This window comes from Hydrogenophaga sp. (genome assembly GCF_041633695.1).
In the GTDB taxonomy this organism is placed as follows: Bacteria; Pseudomonadota; Gammaproteobacteria; order Burkholderiales; family Burkholderiaceae_C; genus Hydrogenophaga.
The window spans coordinates 1-6,196 of the sequence record NZ_JBFJMY010000254.1; the positions used below are offsets into that span (position 1 = coordinate 1).

The window sequence follows — 6,196 nt, forward strand, 5'->3', positions numbered from 1 at the left end:
CCATCAGTGGGAACTGCGCCACCGTGTTGTTGGCCAGGCCGATGGCCATGCCGGCCATGGGCAGCAGCATGAAGCCCACGTTGAGGTGGGTGCGCCTGGGCCAGCCAGACAGCAGGCCGGTGGCCGACACGCCCACCCATTTGGCCAGGGTGCGGGCCAGCACGAAGACCCCGGCGGCCGGGGCGAAGGCCACGATTTCTTTCAGGTGCAGGTTGGCGCCGGCGTACACGAACAAGGCCACGAAGAAGAGCTCAAATGCCGGACCGAAGGCCATGTTGGCCAGCAGTTCCTTCTTCTCGAAGCTGCGCACCACCACGCCCAGCACCAGAGGGGCAAACAGGGCCGAAAGCCCGAAGCTCAGCGCCAGACCCAGGGTCATGGTCACGGCGCCGACCACCAGGGCCAGCAGATACTGTTGCGCGTTTTTGGTGATGCGCACGACGCGGTGCAACACCGCGCCCGCCACCAGGCCCAGCAGGGTGGAGCCGAGCAACTGGTAAATGGGCGCACCGATGATGGTGGTGAGGGGCGCCTGCGACTGGCCGTACAGCGTGGGCAGGATGGCGGCAAACGCCAGAAAGGCGATCACGTTGTTCAGCGCCACCAGCGCCTGCGCGCGGTTGGTGGTGATGCCTGCGGCGCCGAGTTCGTGCGACACGTGCAGCAGCACGGCGGGCGAAGACGAGATGGCGATCGCGGCCATGACCGCAGCCGGTACTTCACCGATGCCGAAATACACCAGGGCGAAATACACGCCGCCAAAGGTCAGCCCGCTTTCCACCAGGGACACGGCCAGCAGGCCTTTGTCGTGCAGCAGGGTTTTCAGGTCCAGCGACAAGCCCAGCCGGTACAGGATCAGGGCGAGCGCGATGTCGACCACGATGCGGGCCCGCTCCAGCGATTCGTAACCGAACACGCCCAGCACATTGGGTCCGGCGATCAGGCCCACCAGCATGAAGCCGGTGATACTGGGAATCCAGGGCAGGCGGTGCGCCAGATAGCCCCCGAGTGCGCCGCAAAACAGCAGAAAACCGAAAAAAAACAAGGTGTTGAGCTCCAACGGCCAAGCCGGCAGAAATTCCATCACGCTGATATCCATAGAGTCCTTTGAAAATCCGTTGCGCGGTGTGGCGGGGCCGCTCAGTGCAGCGTGATGCCGCCGCCAGGCCGTTGGTGCATGTCGAAGACGAACGAGGCCACGGGGGCTTCGAAGCGCTCCCCGTCTTCGGCCACGCAGAAAAAGCTGCCGCGCATATGGCCCGTGGGGGTTTTCATGCGCGTGCCGCTGGTGTACTGGAACGATTCACCGGGTCGCAGCAAGGGCTGATTGCCCACCACGCCCAAGCCCTTGACCTCTTCGGTGTGCCCGGAAGCGTCCTCGATGATCCAGTGGCGCGAGATCAATTGCGCCGGCACCTCGCCCGTGTTGGTGACGGTGATGGTGTAGGCGTAGGCGTACACATCTTCTTCTGGAGAAGACTGTTCGCTCAGGTATTGCGGCTCGGCCTCGCAGGTGAACTGGTATTTGGACATGGCGGCATGTTACCGCCATGGGACGTACCTACCGCGAGCCTGCGAAAATACCGCATCTTTTGCTGGAAACCCCTCTCATGCCCGCCACCTACCGCATCGCCCCTTCCATTCTTGCCGCCGACTTTGCCCGCCTGGGCGAGGAGGTGCGCGACGTGATTGCCGCCGGGGCCGACTGGATCCATTTTGATGTGATGGACAACCACTACGTGCCCAACCTCACGTTCGGCCCCATGGTGTGCCAGGCGCTCAAGCCCCACGCCAAAAAGCCCGACGGCACACCGGTGCCGATCGACGTGCACCTGATGATCCAGCCGGTGGACGCGCTGGCCGGGGCCTTCATCGACGCCGGGGCCGACCTGGTGAGCTTCCACCCCGACGCCAGTGCCCATGTGCACCGCAGCGTGCAGGCGATCCAGGCCCGTGGTTGCAAGGTCGGACTCACCTTCAACCCGGCCGAGCCATTGGATGTGCTGGACTGGGTGATCGACGACATCGACCTGATCCTGATCATGAGCGTCAACCCCGGTTTTGGTGGCCAGAGCTTCATCGATTCGGCGCTGCGCAAGATCGAAGCGGCGCGCAAACGCATCGAAGCCAGCGGGCGCGACATCCGCCTGGAGGTGGATGGCGGCATCAAGGCCGACAACATCCGCCGCGTGGCCGACGCCGGCGCCGACACCTTTGTGGCCGGCAGTGCCATTTTCGGCAAACCCGATTACAAGGGCGTGATCGACCAGATGCGGGCGGCGCTGGCGGCCTGATCCGGCCCACCAGGCGCACAGTGGCCCCTGGCCTGTCTGGCGATTGGTTCCTGCGCGCGGCGGTGCCCGGTTCTATACTGGATTTCCAGTAGCCAACCAGGGCCCGTGGGCCCGCCGGAGACACGCCATGAACACACACAGCCCAAGTGAGACGGCGCAGGCCGCCGCCTTAGACCGGAGCAGCAACGCCGCCATCGACGCGCGCCGCGTGGCGGCCACACCGCGCGGTGTGGGCATCGGTTTTCCCATCTACGCCCAGCGGGCCCTGAACGCCGAGCTGTGGGACGTGGAGGGGCGCCGCTACATCGACTTCGCCGCCGGCATCGCGGTGCTCAATACCGGCCACCGGCATCCGAAAATCGTGCAGGCCATCGCCCGCCAGCTCGACTGTTTCACCCACACCGCCTACCAGGTCGTGCCCTACGAATGCACGGTGGCGCTGGCCGAGCAGATCAACGCCCGCACACCGGGCAGCCATGCCAAGAAGACCGCCTTCTTCACCACCGGCGCCGAGGCGGTGGAAAACGCGATCAAGATCGCCCGTGCCGCCACGCGCCGCAGCGGCGTGATCGCCTTGGGTGGGGGCTTTCATGGCCGCACCTATATGGGCATGGCGCTCACCGGCAAGGTGGCGCCCTACAAGCTCGGCTTCGGCCCCTTTCCGGCCAGCGTGTACCACGTGCCCGCGCCCATGGCGCTGCACGGCGTCTCGGTGCAGGATGCGCTCGACGCGATCGCCCAGCTGTTCAAGGCCGACATCGAGCCCGAACAGGTGGCGGCCATCATCGTCGAGCCGGTGCAGGGCGAAGGCGGTTTCTACGTCATGCCGGTCGAATTCATGCGCGCCCTGCGCGCCATCTGCGACCGCCACGGCATTCTGTTGATCGCCGACGAGGTCCAGACCGGCTTTGCCCGCACCGGCAAACTCTTTGCCATGGAGCACTACGACGTGCTGCCCGACCTCATGACCCTGGCCAAGAGCCTGGCGGGCGGCATGCCGCTGTCGGCCGTGTGTGGCCGCGCCGAGATCATGGACGTGCCGGCGCCCGGTGGCCTGGGCGGTACCTACGCGGCCAATCCCCTGGCGGTGGCCTCGGCCCTGGCCGTGCTGGAGGTGATCGACGAAGAGCAGTTGTGCGAGCGTGCCGCCAAGCTGGGCCAAGTGCTCACGGGCCGCCTGCAAGCGCTGCAGAAAAAAGTGCCGGGCATGCGCGAGGTGCGTGGCCTGGGCGCCATGGTGGCGGTGGAGTTCGCCCAGCCTGACGGCACGCCCGACGCCGATGCGGTGAAGCAGGTGCAAAAACGGGCCCAGGATGCCGGGCTGCTGCTGCTCACCTGCGGTGTGTACGGCAACGTGATCCGTTTCCTCTTTCCGCTCACCATCGAAGACGCGGTGCTGGAAGAGGGTCTGGCGATCCTGGAAAAGGCCTTGCTGGGCTGAAGCCTTTAGCGAGTCGGGCGCTTGGCCTAAGCCGCATCGGCGTGCATGTCGAAGATCAGGCCACGCAACCACTGGTTGGCCGGGTCTTTGTGGTACTTGGCGTGCCAGAACTGGTTGATCGCGATCTGGGGCAGGCGCACCGGGTGGGCGATGTATTTCAACTGGAACGGCCCGGCCATGCGTTCGGCCAGGCGTTCCGGCACCGTGGCCACCAGGTTGCTGGCTTGCAGGATGTGGCCCACGGCCACAAAGTGCGGCACCGTCAGTTTCACCTTGCGTGCTTCGGTGCTGCTGTCCAGGATCTCGTCCACCTTGCCGTGACCGGTGCCCGCCGATGCGATGGCCACATGGTTCGCCGCAAAAAAATCCTGGGGCCGCACCTTGCGCTTGTCCAGCGGGTGGCCCGAGCGGAACATGCAGACGTAGTGCTGCACGAACAGCCGGCGTTGAAAAAAGCCCGCCTTGAGCTGGGGTAGCAGCCCTATGGCCAGATCCACATGCCCGGCCTCCATCGCGTCTTTCAGGTTGATGGCGGTGTTGCGCACGGTGCTGATGGACACCGATGGCGCCACCGCCTGGATGGTTTCCATCAAGCGCGGCAAAAAATAGATTTCACCGATGTCGGTCATCGCGATCGTGAAACGGCGCTGGCTGGTGGCCGGGTCGAACGAGCTGCGTGCGTTGACCGCGTCGTGGATCATGCCCAGCGCGTAGCCGACGGACTCGGCCAACTGCTCGGCGAACGGCGTCGGCTGCATGCCGCTGGCGGTGCGCAGAAACAGCTCGTCGCCAAAGAGCTTGCGCAGGCGTGCCAGCGCATTGCTCACAGCGGGCTGCCCCAGCCCCAGGTTCTCGGCCACCTTGGAGACTTTCTTCTCCATCAGCAGCTGGTTGAAGACCACCAGCAGGTTGAGGTCAATGTCTTTGAGTTCCATCTCGTGTCCGTATGAATATCATTTTGAATGATGTAGTGAATCAATGTCATTGCATTGACTGATTTTGTCACCGGCTCGAAGATGGCGCCATCCCACCAGAACCGGCAGATCCCAAACCATGGAAATTTTTGTACGACCCATGCAGCGCACGCTACAGGTGGCTGCGGGCGTGAATCTGCTGGAAGCCCTGCGGGCACACCAGTTGCCGGTCTCGTACAGCTGCATGGCCGGTCGTTGCGGCACCTGCCGTTGCAAGCTGGTCAACGGGCATGTGCTGGAGTCGGGGCGCGACCTGCAGCGCCCTTTGGCGCCGGACGATGGCTACGTGCTGGCCTGCCAGACCTTTTTGACCGAGTCCTGCACCATCGAACTGCCCGAGCCCGATGAGGCCGTGGTGCACGCGGCAAAAATTCTGAAAGCCACGGTGATCGCGGTGGAGGAGCAGACCCACGACATCAAGCGCCTGCGCCTGAAGATCGCCAAGCCGCTCGACTATTCACCGGGCCAGTACGCACAGCTGCAATTCACGCCCGACCATATCCGGCCTTATTCCATGGCGGGCCTGGCCGGTGGCGACGAGCTGGAATTCCATGTGCGGCTGGTGCCCGATGGCCGCGTCACCGGCTACATCGCCGAACGCCTGCAAGTGGGCGACGCGGTGCGCGTGAGTGGCCCGCTGGGCTCGGCCTATCTGCGCCGCCGGCATACCGGCCCCATGCTGTGCGTGGCCGGCGGCACCGGCCTGGCGCCGATTCTGTCCATTGTCCGTGGCGTGGTGGCTGCGGGCATGGACAACCCCATCCACTTGTATTTCGGTGTGCGCTCCGAACGCGATGTGTATGGCCGGGCGTGGCTGGCGGATTTGCAGCGCCAACACCCCCAGCTCCAGGTCCATGTGGTGCTGGCGTCGGGGACCCTGCCCGGTTGCCGCAGCGGTCTGGTCACGCAAGCCATTGCCCAGGACTGGCGCGATCTGGACGGCTTTCGGGCTTACCTGTGCGGGGCGCCGCCCATGGTCGAAGCCACCGCCCACCTGGTTCGCCAGATGGGTGTGGAGGCCGATCACATCTACGCCGATGCGTTTTACGCCAGTGGTACCTGAACGCGCCCACCCTATTCGAAAAGAACCATGAGGAGACAGACATGAACCCCCGCAACGGCACATTCCCCAGCCAGATCCAGTGGGAGTCCGAAGGCAGCAGCCGGATTCCTTTCATGGCCTACACCGATCCCGAGCTGCACAAGAAGGAGCTGGAGCGCTTCTTCTACACCGGGCATTGGAACTACGTCGGCCTGGAAGCCGAGATCCCGAAGCCGGGCGACTTCAAACGCACGGTGGTGGGTGAGCGTTCGGTCATCATGGTGCGCGATGCCGACGGCGGCATCGGGGTGGTGGAAAACGTGTGTGCGCACCGTGGCATGCAGTTCTGCCGCGAACGCCATGGCAACAAGAAAGAATTTGTCTGCCCCTACCACCAGTGGAGCTACACGCTGCAAGGCGATCTGCAGGGCGTGCCGTTTCGGCG

The 6,196-nt window shown here is 64.5% G+C and carries 7 protein-coding genes; 4 read left to right on the forward strand and 3 right to left on the reverse strand.

Annotated elements, in window-relative coordinates:
- Together ABYB95_RS15100 and apaG are read right to left on the reverse strand one after the other, a co-directional pair.
- A partial coding sequence (locus ABYB95_RS15100) for a cation:proton antiporter (RefSeq protein WP_372659395.1) occupies nt 1-1,084 on the reverse strand: 1,084 nt, incomplete at its 3' end.
- A gap of 56 nt (nt 1,085-1,140) precedes the next feature.
- Nucleotides 1,141-1,533: a Co2+/Mg2+ efflux protein ApaG gene (apaG, locus tag ABYB95_RS15105; RefSeq protein ID WP_372659396.1), complete on the reverse strand. Its 393-nt coding sequence runs from the start codon at nt 1,531-1,533 to the stop codon at nt 1,141-1,143.
- 77 nt (nt 1,534-1,610) lie between these two features.
- Here apaG and rpe point away from each other — a divergent pair, with 77 nt between their 5' ends.
- Nucleotides 1,611-2,294, forward strand: coding sequence for a ribulose-phosphate 3-epimerase (gene rpe, locus ABYB95_RS15110; RefSeq protein ID WP_372659397.1), 684 nt, complete (start codon nt 1,611-1,613; stop codon nt 2,292-2,294).
- Between the two features lie 127 nt (nt 2,295-2,421).
- A complete protein-coding gene (gabT, locus tag ABYB95_RS15115) occupies nt 2,422-3,735 on the forward strand; it encodes a 4-aminobutyrate--2-oxoglutarate transaminase (RefSeq protein WP_372659398.1) in 1,314 nt (437 codons plus the stop codon).
- 26 nt (nt 3,736-3,761) lie between these two features.
- Here gabT and ABYB95_RS15120 read toward each other — a convergent pair whose 3' ends face one another.
- Nucleotides 3,762-4,670 (reverse strand): LysR family transcriptional regulator, encoded by a 909-nt coding sequence (locus ABYB95_RS15120; RefSeq protein ID WP_372659399.1) that lies wholly within the window; start codon nt 4,668-4,670, stop codon nt 3,762-3,764.
- A 118-nt stretch (nt 4,671-4,788) separates the two neighbouring features.
- Between ABYB95_RS15120 and ABYB95_RS15125 the strand changes: the two genes are divergently transcribed.
- Nucleotides 4,789-5,772, forward strand: a complete 984-nt coding sequence (locus tag ABYB95_RS15125; protein WP_372659400.1) for a 2Fe-2S iron-sulfur cluster-binding protein — start codon at nt 4,789-4,791, stop codon at nt 5,770-5,772.
- 41 nt (nt 5,773-5,813) lie between these two features.
- Nucleotides 5,814-6,196 (forward strand): Rieske 2Fe-2S domain-containing protein (locus ABYB95_RS15130; RefSeq protein ID WP_372659401.1); only part of this gene is annotated, 383 nt, incomplete at its 3' end.

Excerpts from the sequence above, each read along its gene's own strand:
- apaG (WP_372659396.1), bottom strand. The coding sequence starts at position 1,533 with ATGTCCAAATACCAGTTCACCTGCGAGGCCGAGCCGCAATACCTGAGC.
- rpe (WP_372659397.1), top strand. The coding sequence starts at position 1,611 with ATGCCCGCCACCTACCGCATCGCCCCTTCCATTCTTGCCGCCGACTTT.
- gabT (WP_372659398.1), top strand. The coding sequence starts at position 2,422 with ATGAACACACACAGCCCAAGTGAGACGGCGCAGGCCGCCGCCTTAGAC.
- ABYB95_RS15120 (WP_372659399.1), bottom strand. The coding sequence starts at position 4,670 with ATGGAACTCAAAGACATTGACCTCAACCTGCTGGTGGTCTTCAACCAG.
- ABYB95_RS15125 (WP_372659400.1), top strand. The coding sequence starts at position 4,789 with ATGGAAATTTTTGTACGACCCATGCAGCGCACGCTACAGGTGGCTGCG.